This window comes from Streptomyces sp. WMMC940 (genome assembly GCF_027460265.1).
Classification (GTDB): domain Bacteria; phylum Actinomycetota; class Actinomycetes; order Streptomycetales; family Streptomycetaceae; genus Streptomyces.
The window spans coordinates 4,184,530-4,201,063 of the sequence record NZ_JAPZBC010000001.1; the positions used below are offsets into that span (position 1 = coordinate 4,184,530).

The 16,534-nt window shown below is 71.8% G+C and carries 12 protein-coding genes; 4 read left to right on the forward strand and 8 right to left on the reverse strand.

The window, feature by feature from the left end; translation table 11 throughout:
* Positions 1-7: 7 nt before the first annotated feature.
* From O7595_RS18470 to O7595_RS18490, 5 genes are all read right to left on the reverse strand, one after another.
* Positions 8-703 (reverse strand): AAA family ATPase, encoded by a 696-nt coding sequence (locus O7595_RS18470; RefSeq protein ID WP_269729751.1) that lies wholly within the window; start codon positions 701-703, stop codon positions 8-10.
* Between the two features lie 150 nt (positions 704-853).
* A complete protein-coding gene (locus O7595_RS18475; RefSeq protein ID WP_269729752.1) occupies positions 854-1,951 on the reverse strand; it encodes an AvrD family protein in 1,098 nt (365 codons plus the stop codon).
* A 120-nt stretch (positions 1,952-2,071) separates the two neighbouring features.
* The gene (locus O7595_RS18480; RefSeq protein ID WP_269729753.1) at positions 2,072-3,529 is read right to left on the reverse strand and encodes an MFS transporter; all 1,458 of its coding nucleotides are present in this window, start codon (positions 3,527-3,529) and stop codon (positions 2,072-2,074) included.
* A 233-nt stretch (positions 3,530-3,762) separates the two neighbouring features.
* On the reverse strand, positions 3,763-4,692 hold the full coding sequence (locus tag O7595_RS18485) for an MBL fold metallo-hydrolase (protein ID WP_269729754.1): 930 nt from the start codon (positions 4,690-4,692) through the stop codon (positions 3,763-3,765).
* A 77-nt stretch (positions 4,693-4,769) separates the two neighbouring features.
* Positions 4,770-5,618: a helix-turn-helix domain-containing protein gene (locus O7595_RS18490; RefSeq protein ID WP_269729755.1), complete on the reverse strand. Its 849-nt coding sequence runs from the start codon at positions 5,616-5,618 to the stop codon at positions 4,770-4,772.
* A 427-nt stretch (positions 5,619-6,045) separates the two neighbouring features.
* Between O7595_RS18490 and O7595_RS18495 the strand changes: the two genes are divergently transcribed.
* Positions 6,046-9,201: a sacsin N-terminal ATP-binding-like domain-containing protein gene (locus tag O7595_RS18495; RefSeq protein ID WP_269729756.1), complete on the forward strand. Its 3,156-nt coding sequence runs from the start codon at positions 6,046-6,048 to the stop codon at positions 9,199-9,201.
* A 155-nt stretch (positions 9,202-9,356) separates the two neighbouring features.
* Here O7595_RS18495 and O7595_RS18500 read toward each other — a convergent pair whose 3' ends face one another.
* Both O7595_RS18500 and O7595_RS18505 read right to left on the reverse strand, forming a co-directional pair.
* Positions 9,357-11,810, reverse strand: a complete 2,454-nt coding sequence (locus O7595_RS18500; protein WP_269729757.1) for an HAD-IC family P-type ATPase — start codon at positions 11,808-11,810, stop codon at positions 9,357-9,359.
* A 408-nt stretch (positions 11,811-12,218) separates the two neighbouring features.
* Entirely contained in the window at positions 12,219-12,482 is a 264-nt protein-coding gene (locus O7595_RS18505; RefSeq protein ID WP_269729758.1) for a DUF2530 domain-containing protein, read from the reverse strand.
* 214 nt (positions 12,483-12,696) lie between these two features.
* Here O7595_RS18505 and O7595_RS18510 point away from each other — a divergent pair, with 214 nt between their 5' ends.
* Positions 12,697-14,163, forward strand: a complete 1,467-nt coding sequence (locus tag O7595_RS18510) for an NCS2 family permease (RefSeq protein WP_269729759.1) — start codon at positions 12,697-12,699, stop codon at positions 14,161-14,163.
* An 87-nt stretch (positions 14,164-14,250) separates the two neighbouring features.
* Here the strand turns inward: O7595_RS18510 and O7595_RS18515 are convergent, their stop codons facing one another.
* Entirely contained in the window at positions 14,251-14,514 is a 264-nt protein-coding gene (locus tag O7595_RS18515) for a hypothetical protein (RefSeq protein WP_269729760.1), read from the reverse strand.
* 132 nt (positions 14,515-14,646) lie between these two features.
* Between O7595_RS18515 and O7595_RS18520 the strand changes: the two genes are divergently transcribed.
* A complete protein-coding gene (locus tag O7595_RS18520) occupies positions 14,647-15,084 on the forward strand; it encodes a MarR family winged helix-turn-helix transcriptional regulator (RefSeq protein WP_269729761.1) in 438 nt (145 codons plus the stop codon).
* Between the two features lie 26 nt (positions 15,085-15,110).
* The gene (locus O7595_RS18525) at positions 15,111-16,478 is read left to right on the forward strand and encodes an MFS transporter (protein ID WP_269729762.1); all 1,368 of its coding nucleotides are present in this window, start codon (positions 15,111-15,113) and stop codon (positions 16,476-16,478) included.
* Positions 16,479-16,534 lie beyond the last annotated feature (56 nt).

Below are 16,534 nucleotides of genomic sequence, written 5' to 3' on the forward strand. Positions count from 1 at the left end.
CGTGGCGTCAGACCGCTATGCGGTCCACTTCATTGGTGGTGTCGATCAGGGCGTACTCGGCCCGGGCCTTCTGGATCGCCTCGTCGATGTTCATCACGGGCTTGATGCCGTAGATGTCGACGATCTTCTGAAGACGCTCGGGGATGGTGCCGCCGACGGTGTGGTACGGGATGCTGAGCTCGTTCAGCGTCTTGAGCATCAGCTCGTCGGCCAGCGAGCGGAACCGCTCGTTCACCGGGCGGTGTCCGTCCGGCACGAGCGGGAACTCGATGGGCAGGTGGACGAAGGAGTCGTAGGCCGCCTTGGCGTGCTGCTTGGCCGGGACGCCCATCTGCTCCAGCACGTTGCCGTAGAACCGGATCTCGTCGGTGAGTTCGACGGAATCCAGCTGTACGGACTCGTTCGGGTTGATGCCGACCAGGACGCGTACCGTGCCGTAGGCCCACTCGTGGAGTGAGGAACCGTCCGAGACGAACCCCTCGGGGAGGTGGGACTCGTTGACGGCCCGCTCCTGGTTGCGGCGCATGATCAGCATGATCAGCTCCGCCGGGGTGCATTCCTCCAGCGTCTTGCCGGGGATGGAGATGGGCAGCAGTTCCCGCATCGTCTTCGCGGACGAGCGGGGCAGGCCCGTGAGATGGGCGACGGCCATGGTCGTCAGCGTCTTGCCGACGGAGTAGGTACCTGCGATGGCGAGCTTCATGAGTGATTCCTCGAGGTGGAGCGTGAGTGGGTGGCCAGGGCGGGCGGCGCCGAGCCCTGGGGTGGTGAGCGCCCGAACAGGCCGGTGCTGGTCACTGGGGTGTGAGGCGACGCGGCCGGGGCGGTCGGGAGGTGACGGCCGTCGGGGCCCTCAGCCGGGGAGCCGGTGTGCCACCGAACAGACCACGCCGACGCCGGAGAGCTCCGCGACGATGTCGGCACGTCGCCAGGTCTCGCCGCTGCGGTTGCGCAGCACCGTGGCGTTGCGCAGCTCGGCCGTGACCGGAAGGGGCCCGCCCTCCGGTGTGGCGAGCGGCCGATGCGGGGTGCTCGCCTCGAACAGCGTGCTGCGCATCCAGAGGGTGTGGGAGTCGGCGCGGTCCACCTGGTCCAGCTCGTACAGCATGATCTGGCCGAGCTGGAGGGCGACGACGAAGGCGTCGATCAGGCCGGCGGACGGTTGGTGACCGCCCTCGGTGCCTTCGCCGGGCCCGGACGCCTCGTCCCAGGCGTCCAGGCGCACCACCGCGGTGGCGGTGTCGCGTCCGGCGCCGACGACGACGTCCTCGATGCTCTGCCGACGCTTCTTGCAGCCGTCGCCGAAGGGCCTGCGCAATGGCTGCCCCGGTGCGGTGCCCGGCTCGGGGCCGCTGTCGGCGCCGGCGGTGCCGGCGCGGGCGCCGCGGTGTACGTCGGGGTGGTCGAGCTCGACCCGTACGGTCAGAGCCCCTACGGTCGCGTCGACGACGGAGACCGTCCGGCCGGGGTCGGGCGAGGCCGTCTCGGCGCCCAGTCGGGCGGAGACGGGGAACCCCGAGAGACCGTCCTCGACCGGGACCGCGCCGGCCTTGATCCGCGCCCGGCGGATCCAGGAGTCCCTCAGTTCCGCTCCGGTGAGCCCGCGGTGATGGCCGAGCAGTTCCTCGGTCAGCCGAACGCCCAGCAGCAGTACGTCGATCGTCGACAGATGGGGCTTCTGGTCGACGGTGCCCTTTCGCGACCAGTCGGCCGGGTAGTCGACGGCCGCCGTGGCCGTCACGACGGGTGCCCCCTCGCCGGTGGCCGGTCCACCGGGGGCGGTGTGCGCCGCGACACCCGTCAGCCGCTGTTGTGCACGCTTGTAGCCCTCGCCGAAGAAGCGGCGCTCCGGGGCCCCGAGGTAGTCCGAGACGTTGCCGAGCCGCAGGATCGGGGGTGCGGTCCGGCCGTCGAGGTCCGGACGGCGTTCTGGGGCGGTGGCCGAGTTCATGATGATCTGCTCCTTGCTCGGTGTACGGCCGGCGGTGACGGGACGGGACGACCGGGGGCGGAAGGGCGGCCCGGGTCGGGGCCGGGGGTCCGGCCCCGACCGGTGTGGTTCAGCGGCGGTTCACCTGGAATCGGCCAGGACCCGGTCAGCCGAACCGGAGTCGCCCGCCTGGCTCTCGCCGGCCCCGGAAGCCGGCTCGGAGCGGCGCAGGAAGAGCGCGACCAGCAGGGCACCGCCGAGGACGATCAGCCCGTCGACGAACATCCCGAAGGTGGTTCCGGTCAGGACTCCGGCCACCGAGGCGACACCATCGGTGAGTTCCCCGTACTGGGAGGCGGCGACAGCGGACATCACGGGGATGCCGAGGGTGAAGCCGATCTGCTGGGTCATGGTGGCCAGGCCGGTGGCGAGGCCCTGCTCGCCGTCGGCGATGCCGGAGGTGGCGGTGACCGTGTAGGCGACGATCGCGAGGACGTGGCCGAATCCGCCGACGAACGTGGTGACGAGAACGGCGACGATGCCGACGGCCTTGTCGTCACCGAGCCAGAAGAGTGCCCCCGTCATGACGGCCTGGATGACCAGGCCCCACACCAGACCGCCCTTGGCTCCGATACGGGCGAGGATCCTGGAGGAGAAGGTGCCGCCGAGGAAGGCGCCCAGGCCGAGGAAGCCGAACATCAAGCCGGTCTGGAAGGGGGTCAGCTCGAGGACCTGCTGCATGTACAGGGTGAGCAGGAAGGAGAGCGCGGACTCCATGGAGAAGGTGATCAGACCACCGAGATTGCCCCACTTGACGGAGTTCGACTTCAGGATCCGCACCGGCGCCAGCGGTGCCGCGGACTTCAGCTCGACGACGTAGAAGCCGACGAGCAGGACGGCGGCGAGCAGCAGGGCCCCCCAGGTCTGCGGCGCGGCCCAGCCGTTGCGCTCGGCGCCGGTGATGCCGAAGACGAAGGCGAGCAGACCTCCGGTCACGGTGATCGCGCCCGGCACGTCCAGCTTGGGACGGGTCTCCGACACCGACTCGCGGATGACCACGAGACCGCCGAAGAAGAGCAGGATGCCGACCGGGACGTTGATGAAGAAGTCCCAACGCCAGGAGAGCAGATCGGTGAGGACGCCACCGAGGATCGCTCCGGAGGCGAAGCCGAGGGAGAGCAGCGCCCCGTTGAGGCCGAGCGCCTTGGTGCGCAGCGGGCCCTCGTCGAAGCTGGTCGTGATGAGCGCCATTCCGGAAGGGGTCACGATGGCCGTGGCAAGGCCCTGGGCGATGCGGGCGGCGAGCATGACCTCCGCGCTGGTCGCGAGGCCGCCTATCAGGGACGAGACGGTGAGCAGCGCCATTCCGAAGAGGAACAGCTTCTTGCGGCCGTAGAGGTCGCCGATGCGGCCGAACAGCAGCATGAAGCCGGCAGCGGTGAGCGCGAAGGCGGTGATGACCCACTGGAGGCTGTCGATGCCGAATCCGAGATCGTCACCGATCTTCGGCAGGGCGACGGTCAGAATCGAGAAGTCGACGGCGAACATGAATTGCGCGCCGAGCAGGACGATGAGGATCGCCTTTTGCTTGCCCGTCATTCGGGGTGAGGTTCGGGGGGACTGGGAATGCGACATGGAAAGATCATCGACCCGGGCGCCGAAGCCAACCAGTGCGCAGTCAACATATTGGCGACGCCAACAGGCTCCTTCGCTGCCGGGGCGCGCCGCGCCTCGAGCAGGCCGCGTCGAGGGCGGGACGAGGAGGGGCCGGGCACCGCGTGAGCGGTACCCGGCCCCTTTCGGTAGAGCGTGCGCCAGGGCGTGACGGGGAGTCAGTGCAGAGGCACCCAGGAATAGCCTGCCCGCTCCTTGCGGACCCGGCCGAAGACGACGTCGGCGAAGTGCCCGGCGTAGCAGAGGGTGTCCGGCGCGGAGGCGTCCTCGAGGAACTCCGCGCGCGTGCGCAGCGCGCTCTCCTGGTCGGAGTCGAAGAACACGCGCCATTCGGGGTGGGCGACTTGGAGCGGGGAGTGCAGTACGTCACCCGCGATGAGGAGCCGCCCGCCGCCTGACGCCGCCCCGGTCGCTCCGTGGCCTCCGCCGCCGCTCCCGTGTTCTGCCCCCGCTCCGGGGTGGGCGAGCACGTAGCGGGCGTGACCGCCGGTGTGACCGGGAGCCTCGCGGAGGGTGACGCCGGGGAAGATCTCGTCCCCGTCCGAGGCCGGCGTGACCCGGCCGTGCAGGGGCGCGGGCAGGACGGAACGCCCGCCGTCCCGCCACTCGGTGTCGCCCAGCACGAAGGAGGCGCGGGCGAAGAACGGGCCCTCGCTGCCGGCGGAGAGCGCCCATCCCACGTGGTCGTCGTGGAGATGGGTGAACGCGACCGTGTCGATCGAGGCCGGGTCCCGGCCCGCTTCCGCCAGGGAGGCGGCCAGGCTTCCGCCTTCCAGGACACCGAGTGCGGGGTGGGTCTGCGAGGCCGTCAGACGCCGTGGTCCGTACCCGGTGTCGATGAGCATGGCCCGGTCCTCGTACTCGACCAGAAGGCCCCCGATACCGGCCACCAGACAACCATCGGGGTCGAGATGGTCCTCGAAGCCGAGGAGCGCGTCCGTGCCGAGGCCGGGAAACCATCCGGACGGACGTAACTGGACCCGTCCGTCGGGTATGTGGGTGAGCCGGTACTCGCCGAGGACGAGCGAGCGCGGCGCGGAGGGACGGGTGAGGCGTTCCGGCGGTACCGGTACGGAAGTGGAGCGCAAGGCTGTGAACTTTCGTCGCGTCGTTGGAATGGGCGTCGGGAAGCGCGCCCGTGGTGCGGGGGACCGGGGAGCGGCCCTCAGGCCACGTGATCGAGCCGGGTCCGGTCCGGGAGGTGGGAGGCCAGCCGCTCGATCGACTGCTGTGCGCCCGTGCCGGGGACCGGGAAGAAGACGGTGAGTCTGAGGCCGAGTCGTACGGTGAAATCGAGCGTGGTGCGCTTCAGGGAGATCTCCCCGGTGTCGGGATGCTCGAAGAGGTCGATGCCGCAGGAATCCTCCTGGACGTCCTGGGCGTTCCAGAGGTCTGAGAATTCCCGGCTCTCGCCGCGCAGGCGGTCGATTTCGGTGGCGAGCAGCGGGTCGCCGGGATAACTGGCCGCGTGGGAACGGAAACGGGCCACCACCGTGGGCGCGTCCTGCTCCCAGGCCGGATATCGGCGACGGGTGTCCTGGTGGGTGAAGAAGTCCCGGATGATGTTTCCCGTGCCGCCGTCCATTCCGAGCACCTCACGGGCGGTCCTGTTGGCGACCGTCACATTCCAGACGCGATCGGCGATGTAGGCCGGATTGGGCAGCCAGTTGTCGACGTACGGCTGCAGGGACTCGGCGTCCGGCAGTGTGGAGGCGGCGGTGTGGTCCGACCCCAGTCCGGCGAGACGCCGGACGTACTGGCGCTGGGTGTCGTCGAGATTGAGGACGCGTGAGATCGCGGAGAGGATCTCCGCGGAGACGTTCTCCGCACGTCCCTGCTCGATCCACGTGTACCAGGACACGCCCACCCCTGCGAGCAGGGCGACCTCCTCCCGGCGCAGTCCCGGGGTCCTTCGGACCCCTGCGACGGGCAGCCCCACCTGGGCCGGAGCGATCTCGGCGCGGCGCACGGTGAGAAACTTCCCGAGCTCCTTCAGCTGGCGCGATGTTGGCATGACGAACGCAACCCCCCCGAGCTAAGTTCAGATCGGATCGATCCTACGTCCCGTGTACTCAGAGGTAACCGATATTACGGAGGGTTGTCTCTTTTCGGCCGGTTGGCTGGATGTGGATGCGATCTCGCCTTCGCCGACGCGCCTCGCCGACGCGCGGGATCGCTCCGGGCCGTCCCGGCGTGGTCGGCGTCAGGGCCACCCCGGCCGCGCAGTGGTGGCATCGCCACCGCGAAACCCTTCCGCCCGCACCACGCCACCCGGGTGTGCGATGCGAGCCCTCAGCGGAGCGATCGCGCGGGGGCGCGCGCGACGCGGTACCTTCGGGCCCCGGGACGGGGCCGCGCCCCGCGCGGCCGCAACGGCCGCAACGGCGGGAACCGCGGGAGCCCGCCGGGCAAGCCGTAACAGTCAGAGAGCGGAGACAGGCGTGAGCGTCAGGACGACCGAGGGGGCCGACCCGTTCGGGACGGCGCGGTTGCGGCGTGGGGTGCTCGACGCCTGGAGTGCGAGCCCCGCGCGTTTCCGCGAGGACGCCAACGCCGAGGAGGACCTCGCTCTCGGCGGCTACCGCGATCGTGTGATCGTCGAGCTGGCCCAGAACGCCGCCGACGCCGCCGCCCGTGCCGGCGTGCCCGGGCGCTTCCGGCTCACCCTCGACCGGGGCACGCTCGTCGCCGCCAACACCGGCGCCCCGCTGGACGCCGCCGGTGTGGAGTCGCTGTCGACGCTGCGGGCGTCGGCCAAGCGTGAGGACGACCGGACCGCCGTGGGCCGTTTCGGCGTCGGCTTCGCCGCCGTACTGGCCGTGAGCGACGAGCCCGCCGTCGTCGGCCGGCACGGCGGCGTCCGCTGGTCGCTGGCCGAGGCCCGGGAACTCGCCGCGCAGGCCGCGCAGGCCGGCCCCGGTCCCGGCCTCGGTGACGAGCTCCGCCGGCGTGACGGCCACGTACCGCTGCTGCGGTTGCCGCTGCCCGCCGAGGGCACCGCACCCGACGGTTACGACACGGTCGTGATCCTGCCGCTGCGCGACGGCACCGCCGAGGACCTGGTCGGCCGGCTGCTCGCCGGGATCGACGACGCGCTGCTGCTCACCCTCCCGGGGCTCACCGAGATCGTGGTGGAGACCCCGGAGGGGGTCAGGACCCTGCGCCGCTCGCAGCACGGCGACCACGTCCACATCGAGGACAGCGCCCGCGGGCTGAACCGCTGGCGGGTCGTCAGCCACCACGGGCCCGTCGAGCCCGCGCTGCTCGCGGACCGGCCGGTGGAGGAGCGGCTGCGCCCGCACTGGACCGTGACCTGGGCGGTTCCCGTGGACTCCGAGGGGATGCCCGAGTACCCGGCGACAGCGCCGGTCGTCCACGCGCCGACCCCGACGGACGAGCCGCTCGGTGTGCCCGCGCTGCTGATCGCCTCGCTGCCGCTGGACACCGCCCGCCGCCATCCCGCCCCGGGCCCGCTCACCGACTTCCTGGTGCGGCGCGCGGCGGACGCGTACGCCGAACTGCTCGGCGACTGGCAGCCGGTCGGGACCGGGCTGATCGACCTCGTGCCCGGGCCGCTGGGAAAGGGCGAGCTGGACGGCTCGCTGCGTGCGGCGATCCTGGAACTGCTGCCGCGCACCGCGTTCCTCGCCCCCGCCGTCCCCTCGGAGGACGTGGTGGCGCTGCGGCCGCTGGAGGCCGAGGTCGTGGAGGGCGCCGGCGCCGAGACCGTACGGGTCCTGGCGGATGTGCTGCCGACGCTGCTGCCCGCCGGTCTGGAGCGCCGGGTGGAGCTGCGGACGCTCGGTGTCGCACGGGTCCCGCTGGCGGAGGCGATCGACCGGCTCGCCGGGATCGAACGCGACCCGTCGTGGTGGTGGCGGCTGTACGACAGCCTCGCCGGTGTGGACCCGGAGCGGCTGTCCGGCCTGCCGGTGCCGCTCGCCGGTACGGGGGCGACCGCCGGCGAGGGGACGTCCGGGGAGGAGGGCGAGGAGCCGCGTCCGCGCCGCGCACCCCGTACCACCATCGGCCCGCGCCAGGTGCTGCTGCCGACCGCCGAGACCCCGGACGGGCTGGCCCGGTTCGGGCTGAAGGTGGCCCATCAGGACGCCGCCCATCCGCTGCTGGAGAAGCTGGGCGCGCTGCCCGCGACACCGCGCGCGGTGCTGACGACCCCGCAGGTGCGGGCCGCCGTCGCCGCGTCGCTGGAGGACGGCGACGGGCTCTGGGACGAGGACGCGCCGGACAGCGAGGAGCTCGCGGAGATCGTCCTCGCCCTCGTCCGGGACGCGGGACTGGAGCCGGGTGACGAGCCGTGGCTGGGTGCGCTGGCGCTGCCCGACGAGGACGGCGAGCTCGCTCCGGCCGGTGAGCTGGTGCTGCCGGGCAGCCCCTTCGCGTCCGTGATGCGCGAGGACGAGCTGGCCCTCGTCGACGCCGAGCTGGCCGAGCGCTGGGGCGAGCAGCCGCTCGCCGCCTGCGGGGTACTGGCGAACTTCGCGCTCGTCCGCGCCACGGACGTCGTGCTGGACCCGGACGAACTGGAGCCCCGCGAGGGCGACTTCGCCGAGCCGGACGACGCGGGGCTGCTGGACGCGGTCGACGTGTGGTGCGAGGACGTCCTGGACCGGCTGCCCGACACCCCCGTTCCGCCGGTCGCGACGGAGATCGCCGCCGTGCGCGACCTGGACCTCGTGGACGACGACCAGTGGCCGCGGGCCCTCGCACTGCTGGCGAGGCCCCCGCTGCGGGACGCGCTGACGCAGACCGTCCGTGTGCTGCTGCCCGACGGCACGACCGAGACGGTCCGGCCGTACACGGCGTGGTGGCTGCGCGGGCATCCGGTGCTGGGCGGCCGTCGCCCGGCGGGTCTGCGGTCCTCGGGCGGCGATCCGCTGCTGGTCGGCCTCTACGACGCGGCCGACGCGACCGGCTTCGAGGACGAGCAGGTGCTGCACGCCCTCGGCGTCCGGACGTCCGTCGCCGCGCTGCTGGACGAACCGGGAGGCGCGGCCGAGCTGCTGGGGCGGCTCGCCGACGCGGACCGCCCCGTCACCGCGTCGCAACTGCACGCCCTGTACACGGCGCTGGCGGATCTGGACCCCGAGCAGGTGACGCTCCCGGACGAACTGCGCGCGGTCGTCGACGGGGAGGTACGGGTGGTGGACGCCTCGGACGCGCTGGTCGCGGACGCTCCCGATCTGCTGCCGCTGACGGCCGGGCGTCCACTGCTGCCGGTCTCGCCGGACCGTGCGGCCGATCTGGCCGAGCTGTTCCAGGTGGGGCGGCTCAGCGAGGCGGTCGAGGCGGAGGTGACGACGGTGGGCGAGGAGCACGAGGTGCCGGAGTCGGTGCACGCGCTACTGGGACCGGCGACGCCCGCGTCGTACGTCGAGCACGAGGAACTCCTCGCCGGCGGTGTCGAACTCGACTGGCGCCGCACCTCCGACGGGGTCATCCACGCCGCCACGCTGGAGGGCGTCGCCGCGGGCCTGGCCTGGGCGGCGGGCCAGTGGCCCCGCCGCTTCGAGGTGGCGGCGCTGCTGGAGGACCCGTCGCGCACGGAGGAACTGGCGCGGGACCGCTGGTTCGACTGAGGACTCCCGACGGCACCTCCGGGCGGGGAACCCGCCGGTCTCCCGGGCGGGGACGCGGCGATCCACCGGGCCGGGTCAGGCGGTTCCCGGCCCGGACGCACCGGTCACGCCCCAGGGGCTCGCAGGGAAGCGGCACCTCGGTTCCCTGCGAGCCCTCAGGCCGGGAAGCGGCGGTCCACCCATCGCCATGCGAACTCCAGCACCACCGCCGCCACCGCGGCGATGGCGACCGCCGCCCACGGCATCGTCGTCCCCACCAGCCGCAGGGCGAAGAAGTCCTGCAGCCAGGGCACCATGAGGACGATCAGGAAGGCCAGCCCCATCGCCGCGACCAGGCACACGCGCCACAAGGTGTAGGGGCGGGCGATGATCGCCAGCACCCACATGGCGACCAGGAACAGCGTCAGCGTCGCCGCGCTGGTCTCGGCGGCCAGGGCGCCGGGCCCGCTGTAGTGGTGTCGGGCGAGGAGGTACGTCGAGAAGGTGGCGCCCGCCGCGACGATCCCGCCCGGGATCGCGTACCGCATGACCCGCCGTACGAAGTGGGGCTTGGCGCGTTCCTTGTTGGGCGCCAGCGCCAGGAAGAACGCCGGGACGCCGATGGTCAGTGTGGACAGCAGGGTCAGATGCCGGGGCAGGAAGGGGTACTCGACCTGCCAGCAGACCACCAGGACCGCCAGCAGCACCGAGTAGACCGTCTTGGTCAGGAACAGCGTGGCGACCCGGGTGATGTTGCCGATGACACGACGGCCCTCGGCGACCACCGACGGCAGCGTGGCGAAGCTGTTGTTGAGGAGGACGATCTGCGCGACGGCCTTCGTCGCCTCGGAACCGGAGCCCATGGAGACGCCGATGTCGGCGTCCTTGAGCGCGAGGACGTCGTTGACGCCGTCGCCCGTCATCGCGACCGTGTGGCCGCGCGACTGGAGCGCGCCGACCATGTCCCGCTTCTGCTGCGGGGTGACCCGCCCGAAGACCGCGTTGGCGGCGAGCTCGTCGGCCATCGCCTCCCGCTCGGCCGGCAGCTTGCGGGCGTCCACGGTGTCCGCCGCGCCCGGCAGCCCGAGCTTGCCGGCCACGGCGCTGACCGACACCGCGTTGTCGCCGGAGATGACCTTCGCCGCGACGTCCTGCTCCTCGAAGTAGCGCAGGGTGTCGGCCGCGTCGGGCCGCAGCCGCTGCTCCAGGACGACCAGCGCGGTGGGCCGGGCGCCCGCGGCGACGTCGAGGTCGTCGAGCTCGCCCGCGGCGCGCGCGAGCAGCAGGACGCGCAGGCCCTGCTCGTTGAGGCCGTCGACCTCGCGCAGAGCGGGCGCGCCGGGCGGCAGCAGTACGTCGGGGGCGCCGAGCAGCCAGGTCGAACTCTGCCCGTCGCCCTCGCTGAACGCGGCTCCGCTGTACTTGCGCGCCGACGAGAACGGCAGGGACTCGGTGCAGCGCCACTCCTCCCGGTCCGGGTAGGCCTCGATGATCGCCTGGAGGGAGGCGTTGGGCCGGGGGTCGGACTCGCCGAGCGCGCCCAGGACGGTGCGCACGTAGTCCTCGTCGCAGCCGTCGAGGGTGCGCAGCTCGGTGACGTCCATGCCGCCCTCGGTGAGGGTGCCGGTCTTGTCCAGGCACACCACGTCGATCCGGGCGAGGCCCTCGATCGCGGGGAGCTCCTGGACGAGGCACTGCTTGCGGCCGAGCCGGATGACTCCGATCGCGAAGGCGACGGAGGTGAGGAGGACGAGGCCCTCGGGGATCATCGGCACGATTCCGCCGACGGTGCGGGCGACCGAGCCCTTGAAGTCGTCGCCCTTGACGACGAGCTGGCTGACGATGAGGCCGAGGGCGGTCGGCACCATCATCCAGGTGACGTACTTGAGGATCGTGGAGATGCCGGAGCGCAGCTCCGAGTGGACGAGGGTGAAGCGGGAGGCCTCCTCGGCCAGCTGGGCGGCGTAGGCTTCGTGGCCGACCTTGGTGGCGGTGAAGGCGCCGCCGCCGGCGACGACGAAGCTGCCGGACATCATCCGGTCCCCGCGCCGCTTCAGGACCGGGTCGGCCTCACCGGTGAGCAGGGACTCGTCGATCTCGAGGCCGTCGGCCTCGGCGACCTCGCCGTCGACGACGACCTTGTCGCCCGGTCCGAGTTCGACGAGGTCGCCGAGCACGATCTCGGAGGTGGACACCTCGCCGGAGACGCCGTCGCGCCGGACGGTCGGTCTCGCCTCGCCGATGACGGCGAGTCCGTCCAGGGTCTTCTTGGCGCGCAGCTCCTGGATGATGCCGATGCCGGTGTTGGCGAGGATGACGAAGCCGAACAGGGTGTCCTGGAACGGCGCCACGAAGAACATGATCACCCAGAGCACGCCGATGATCGCGTTGAAGCGGGTGAGGACGTTGCCCCGGATGATGTCGACGGTGGAGCGACTGCTGCGTACGGGGACGTCGTTGACCTCACCGCGCGCGATGCGTTCGGCGACCTCGTCGGCGCTCAGCCCGCCGGGCCGGTGCCGCACGGGCGGCGGCACCGGATGTACGGGGTCGAGCTCCGCCCCCGCGTCGATGACCGGGCCGCCGTGCGGCTCGGCTCCGTCGCTGCCGATCTCCGACCGCTGAGTCATGCCTCCGACGGTACGGCGACGCGGGCCCCTTCACCCCCTGAGCCCGGGATCCGGCCATGGCCGGATCCCGCCATGGCGGGAACGCGGCTCGGTGGCGCGCCGGACGCGGGCGGCGGGTGATCGGGTCCGTGGTGCCGGCGCGGAAGCACGCCGTGCTCGGGGCCCACTCCGCCGACGGGCGCGGCCGGGTGAGCGGCCCAGGGACGTCCGGGGCCACGATGCCGTGGGCGGCGGTCGCCATCGCCGCGGTGGCGGCGGCGGTGCTGGAGTTCGCATGGCGATGGGTGGACCGCCGCTTCCCGGCCTCGTCGGGCGCGAGTCCGGCCCGGGGCCCTGGTCGCACGAGGGGCGTTCGGCGGGGGCGGGGCGCGCGAGGGAGTCGCGCCTTCGGGGCCGGGGGTCGCCCCGTCAGTCGCTGCCGTGCGGGGCGGCTTCCGCGCGCCTGATGGCCGCGTCGCGCTTGCGCACGTACCAGATGCCGAGGAGGCCCAGCCCGCCGCCGGCCAGGCAGGTCCACACCCACCAGTCCAGCTCGCGCTCGGCGAACCAGCCGTAGAAGGGGACCTGGACGAGGAAGAGGACGAACCAGAGGATCGTGCCGCCGGTGATGGTGGCGACGACCGGCCCCTCCAGGGGCTCGGGCGCCTCGTGCTTGGGGGTCCACTTCGCCATGCGGTCAGTGTAGGCGGCACTCTGGCGGCCCGGACGGCGTGCACCGGGAGGCGGGACGGGACTTCGCCCGGCGGCGTCTACGCGCGGAGATACCGATCTTCGACCTATACATTCATACTGAACCGGTTTGTGTGCGACCGGTTTTCTTCATATGAACCTCCAGGAAAGCCGGCCGTAGTTCAGCCACCCCCGCACCACCTCGACGAGGACTCGTATGCCCCCCACGGCCACCGCTCCCGCGGACGTCCGGCAGCCGCAGCGGCCCGACTCCGGTTCCCGCGCCCCCGGCCGGCTCGACCGCTACTTCAAGATCTCCGAGCGCGGCTCCACGGTCGCCCGCGAGGTCCGCGGCGGATTCGCCACCTTCTTTGCCATGGCGTACATCGTCGTGCTGAACCCGATCATCCTCGGCAGCGCCGAGGACATGTACGGACACCAGCTCGACGGCGGCCAGCTGGTCACCGCGACCGTGCTCACCGCGGCCTTCTCGACCCTCCTCATGGGCGTCATCGGCAACGTCCCGATCGCCCTGGCGGCCGGGCTCGGCGTGAACACGGTCGTCGCCCTCCAGCTCGCCCCGCGCATGAGCTGGCCCGACGCCATGGGCATGGTGGTCCTCGCCGGCTTCGTGGTCATGCTGCTCGTGGCGACGGGCCTGCGCGAACGGGTCATGAACGCGGTGCCGCTCGGCCTGCGCAAGGGCATCGCGATCGGCATCGGCCTGTTCATCATGCTGATCGGGCTGGTCGACTCCGGCTTCGTCTCCCGCATCCCGGACGCCGCCCACACCACCGTGCCGCTCCAGCTCGGACTCACCGGGCACCTCTCCGGCTGGCCGGTCCTGGTCTTCGTCCTCGGCACGCTGCTGACGCTCGCGCTGATCATCCGCAAGGTGCCGGGCGCCATCCTGGTCTCCATCGTCGTGATGACGGTGGTCGCCGTCGTCGTCCAGTTGATCGCCCGGCTCCCCGGCCGGGCGTGGGGCCTGACCGTGCCGGAGTGGCCGGGCAACCCCGTGGCCACGCCGGACTTCGGGCTCGTCGGCCAGGTCAGCCTGTTCGGCGGGTTCGAGAAGGTCGGCCTGCTCACCGGCGCGCTCTTCGTCTTCACCGTGCTGCTGTCCTGCTTCTTCGACGCGATGGGGACCATCCTCGGCGTCGGCGACGAGGCGAAGCTGATGGACGACAAGGGCAACCTCCCGGGCATCAACAAGGTGCTGATCGTCGACGGCGTCGCCGTCGCCGCGGGGGGTGCCACCTCCTCCTCCGCCAACACCTGCTTCGTGGAGTCGACGGCGGGCGTCGGCGAGGGCGCGCGCACCGGCCTCGCCTCGGTCGTCACGGGCGGTCTCTTCGCGGTGGCGCTGTTCCTGACACCGCTGGCGACGATGGTCCCGTCCCAGGCGGCGACGCCCGCGCTGCTCGCGGTCGGTTTCCTGATCCTCGCCGGGTCGGTCAAGGGCATCGACTGGAGCGACTTCACGATCGCGGTGCCGGCGTTCCTGGCGATGGTGATGATGCCGTTCACCTACTCCATCACCAACGGCATCGGCATCGGCTTCATCGCGTTCAGCGTGCTGCGGCCGGCGGTGGGGAGGGGCCGTGAGGTGCCGGTCCCGATGTACGTCGTCTCGGCGGTCTTCGTCTTCTCGTACGCGATGCCGGCGCTGGGCCTGACGTGATCCGCGGTGCCCGCCTCACCCGGCCGTGGTGCCCGCCTCACCCGGCTGCCCGCGCCCGCCGGGCCCCGCAGTCGTCCGCTCCCGGCCTCACGTCGCCCTGCCGGGTCCGGGGCCGGGCCGGCCGGGGTTCTCGCCCGGCACCGGCCGGCCCGGCACGGGACCGTAGAACTTCTCCGTCTCGTCGACGGCGGCCTTGAAGCGCTCGTCGAAGTCGTCGCGAACGAGCGCCCGGACCACGTAGTCCTGGACGCTCATTCCGCGTTGGGCTGCATGCTCCCGTAGCCGGTCGAGCAACTCGCCGTCCAACCGCAGGCTGAGCACTGCCGATGCGCTCGATGCTGTCGTTGCCATGCCGGTCAGCATCGTTGGCCGGAACCGATCGGTGCGTCACTTTCCGAAGCCCTCTCACCCGTTTGGGTGATATGTGGATGCGAGGCGTAACCCGGTAGTCATTAGGATGGGTAATGAGTTATGCTAAGGAACATGCCTGACCTGTCCCACGGCGACGACGTCGCCGCCGTGAACTCACTGCGCTCGGCCGTCATGAGGCTGGGCCGGCGCCTGAAGCACCAGCGCGTCGACGAATCACTGAGCCCCACCGAGATGTCGGTGCTGGGCACCCTCGCCCGCTGCGGCTCTGCCACCCCCGGTGAGCTGGCCCGCAAGGAGCACGTCCAGCCGCCGTCGATGACCCGCATCGTGGCACTGCTGGAGTCCAAGGGGCTGGTCCGGCTGGAGCCGCATCCCGAGGACCGCCGGCAGAAGGTGGTCAGCCAGACCGAGCGGGCCGAGGTCATGCTCGAGGAGTCCCGCCGCAAGCGGAACGCCTGGCTGGCCTCGCTCGCCGAGGGTCTGGACGAGGAGGAGTGGGCCAAGCTGCGCGCGGCCGCCCCCGTACTGGAGAAGCTCGCCCACCTGTAACCACCAGCCCGAGGAGGCGACCCCTTTTGAGTTCGGGACCCGGAGCAGACTCCGCACCCGCACCGAAGCCCCACGACGACAACGACACCCACGGCACGGCCCCGGTGACCGGACCGACGCGCAAGGGGACCTTCTCCTCGCTCGGAGTCCGCAACTACCGGCTGTTCTTCACCGGAGCGATCGTCTCCAACACGGGCACCTGGATGGCCCGCATCACCCAGGACTGGCTCGTCCTGAGCCTCACCGGTTCGTCCGCGGCCGTCGGCATCACCACGGCCCTGCAGTTCCTGCCGATGCTGCTCTTCGGCCTGTACGGCGGAGTCATCGCCGACCGCTGCCCCAAGCGCCGGCTGCTGCTCTTCAGCCAGGGCGCCCTCGGTCTCTGCGGACTGGCGCTCGCCGTTCTCACGCTCTCCGGCGAGGTCCGGGTCTGGCACGTCTACCTCATCGCCTTCCTGCTCGGCATGGTGACGGTCGTCGACAACCCGACCCGCCAGTCCTTCGTCTCCGAGATGGTCGGGCCGGACCAACTGCGCAACGCCGTCAGCCTCAACTCCGCGAACTTCCAGTCCGCGCGGCTGATCGGGCCCGCGGTCGCCGGTGTGCTGATCACCGCCGTGGGCAGTGGCTGGGCCTTCCTGCTCAACGGTCTGTCCTTCCTCGCGCCGATCGCCGGTCTGCTGCTGATGCGCCCGGCCGAGCTGCACCGGGCCGAGCGGGTGCCGCGCGGCAAGGGGCAGTTGAGGGAGGGCCTGAAGTACGTCGCCGGCCGGCCCGAGCTGATCTGGCCGATCGTGCTCGTGGGCTTCGTCGGCACATTCGCCTTCAACTTCCCGATCTGGCTGACGGCCTTCGCCGACAAGGTCTTCCACGCGGGTGCCGGTACGTACGGCCTGTTCAACACGCTGATGGCGGCCGGCTCCCTGGCCGGGGCCCTGCTCTGCGCCCGCCGCGCCTCCTCGCGGCTGCGGATGCTCCTCGGCGCGGCCGCCCTGTTCGGAGTACTGGAGATCGCGGCCGCGTTCTCGCCGTCGTTCTGGCTGTTCGCGGTGCTGCTCGTCCCGATCGGCATGGTCGGTCTGACGGTGAACGTGACGGCGAACTCGTCGGTCCAGATGGCGACGGACCCCGTCATGCGGGGCCGCGTCATGAGCCTCTACATGATGGTCTTCGTCGGCGGTACGCCGCTGGGAGCACCGATCGTCGGCTGGCTCACGGACACCTACGGCGTGCGGGTCGGCATGGCGACGGGCGGTGCGGTCGCGGTCGTCGCGGCGGTCACGATCGGCCTGATCCTGGTCAGGGCCGGCGGCATGCGCCTGGAGGTGGACCTGCGCCGCGGGCACCGGCACGTACGGATGGTGCCGCGCGAGCGGCTGACGGCTGCGGCGTAGGGGCGGTGGCCGCACCGCCGCCCGGTGGTGCGTGCCTCCGCGTACTCGTGTGGGGG

Coding starts and splice junctions, on each gene's coding strand:
- O7595_RS18475 (WP_269729752.1), bottom strand. CDS start 1,951: ATGAACTCGGCCACCGCCCCAGAACGCCGTCCGGACCTCGACGGCCGG.
- O7595_RS18510 (WP_269729759.1), top strand. CDS start 12,697: ATGCCCCCCACGGCCACCGCTCCCGCGGACGTCCGGCAGCCGCAGCGG.
- O7595_RS18515 (WP_269729760.1), bottom strand. CDS start 14,514: ATGGCAACGACAGCATCGAGCGCATCGGCAGTGCTCAGCCTGCGGTTG.
- O7595_RS18520 (WP_269729761.1), top strand. CDS start 14,647: ATGCCTGACCTGTCCCACGGCGACGACGTCGCCGCCGTGAACTCACTG.
- O7595_RS18470 (WP_269729751.1), bottom strand. CDS start 703: ATGAAGCTCGCCATCGCAGGTACCTACTCCGTCGGCAAGACGCTGACG.
- O7595_RS18500 (WP_269729757.1), bottom strand. CDS start 11,810: ATGACTCAGCGGTCGGAGATCGGCAGCGACGGAGCCGAGCCGCACGGC.
- O7595_RS18480 (WP_269729753.1), bottom strand. CDS start 3,529: ATGACGGGCAAGCAAAAGGCGATCCTCATCGTCCTGCTCGGCGCGCAA.
- O7595_RS18490 (WP_269729755.1), bottom strand. CDS start 5,618: ATGCCAACATCGCGCCAGCTGAAGGAGCTCGGGAAGTTTCTCACCGTG.
- O7595_RS18505 (WP_269729758.1), bottom strand. CDS start 12,482: ATGGCGAAGTGGACCCCCAAGCACGAGGCGCCCGAGCCCCTGGAGGGG.